Origin of the sequence: Streptomyces yerevanensis (genome assembly GCF_000716805.1) — a bacterium.
Lineage (GTDB): Bacteria > Actinomycetota > Actinomycetes > Streptomycetales > Streptomycetaceae > Streptomyces > Streptomyces flaveus.
In genome coordinates this window covers 1-1,750 of sequence record NZ_JNWJ01000173.1, presented here as the reverse complement: position 1 = coordinate 1,750, position 1,750 = coordinate 1, and the positions used below count along the sequence as shown (strand labels likewise).

The 1,750-nt window shown below is 71.3% G+C and carries 2 protein-coding genes; both read left to right on the top strand.

Annotation, left to right across the window (positions count from 1 at the left end; genetic code table 11):
• Positions 1-1,078: M14 family metallopeptidase (locus tag OP79_RS48805; protein WP_033329686.1), on the top strand; the 1,078-nt coding region annotated here is incomplete at its 5' end.
• A 57-nt stretch (positions 1,079-1,135) separates the two neighbouring features.
• On the top strand, positions 1,136-1,750 hold a 615-nt coding region (locus OP79_RS48800), incomplete at its 3' end, for an extracellular solute-binding protein (RefSeq protein ID WP_033329685.1).

Here is a 1,750-nt window from a genome sequence, read left to right as displayed (position 1 = left end):
GAGCGACACCACCCTCTCCGTCGGCTCCCTGGAGGCCCGGCCCGGCACCAAGGCGCGCGGCACCGTCCGGGCCGACCTGGGCACCCTCACCGCGGACATCCCGCTGACCCTGGTCAACGGCACCCGCCCGGGCCCCCGGGTCGTCATCACCGCCGGGGTGCACGGCGGCGAGTTCACCCCCATCGACGCCGTCGTGCGCCTGGCAGGCCTGCTGGAACCCGGTGAGGTGTCCGGGCAGGTGATCATCTGTCCGGTCGCCAACCCCAACGCCGTGTATCGAGGGCGGCTCAACGTCTCGCCGGTGGACGGCGTGAACATCAACCGTGTCTTCCCCGGCGACCCGGAGGGCGGCCCCACCGAGCGGCTGGCCGCCTGGCTCTTCGCCCACCTCGTCGACGGCGCCGACGTGTACGTCGACCTGCACTGCGGGGGCATCGACCAGGTCCTGCGGGACTTCGTCGGCTACCGCCTCACCGGGGATCCGGGCCTCGACAAGGCCACGGCCGAGCTGGCCGGCTCCTTCGGTATCGAGGACGTCATGATCGGGCTGACGGCCGAGGGCGGCAACAGCCACGCGGCCGCCGCCCGCCGGGGCATCTCGGCGGTCCTGGTCGAGGTGGGCTCACTCGGCCAGCGGGACGAGCCCACGGCCCTGCGCCGCGTCGACGGCCTCCTCACGGCACTGCGCCACCTGGGCGTGCTGGATCCGGATGGCACGACTGGTGCCGACGGCTCCGCCCCGGCCACCGTTCGTGAGTGGGTCTGGTCCGCGGGCGTCACGGCCGAGGCCACCGGTCTGTGGTACCCGGAGTTCTCCTTCGACGCCGACATCATCGGCGAAGTCGCCGAGGGCGACCTCCTGGGCCGCATCATCGACCCGGCCGACGGCACGGAGCACACGGTCCACGCCCCGGCCGGCGGACGCATCATCTACGGCATGCACGGCCTCACCGTCGCCCCCGGCACCGAACTGGCCGCCCTGGCCATCCCGTGGGACCCCGACACGGCCACGCGACCCGACACCCTCTCGGTCCCCGGCATGGGCCTCGGATCCGACGAGGCGGACCCCCGCCCCTAGACCCCCATCCCCAGCCGTCCCCTCTTCCCCCGTAGCACCACCCTCAGGAGGCACACCATGAGAGACGCCCGTATAGATCGCAGGCTCTTCCTGCGCGGCGTCGGCGGAGCCACGGCGGGTCTCGCCGCCGCGACCGCCCTCAGCGCTTGCGGCACCGGCACCAGCCGCAGCACGTCCACCGGCAGCGGTGGGAAGGGCAGCAAGACGGTGGTCGTCCGCGACAGCGGCGGTTCCTTCGGCGCGGCCCTGCAGAAGGCGATCTACACGCCGTTCACCCAGGAGACCGGCATCAGCGTCAAGGTGCTCAACCTGGACGACGCGCCGCTGCTGGCCCAGATCGAGCAGGGCCGTCCGCAGTGCGACCTCATCAACAACTCGATGATGTCTCACCTCAAGTATGTGAAGCAGGATGCCCTGGAGTCGCTGGACCCCGACCGGGTCAAGAGCGTGAAGAGCGCGAAGATCCCCGAGAACCAGATCACCGAGCATGCCATCGGCAACAGCTTCTACGGCCAGTGCATCGCGTACCGCACGGACGCGTTCGGGGGTAAGAAGCCGGAGTCGTGGGCGGATTTCTGGGACACCAAGGCGTTCAAGGGCGGCCGCTCGATGGTCAGCCCGGACGGTGACCTGCCCGAGCTGGAGTTCGCGCTGCTGGCCGACGGCGTGCCG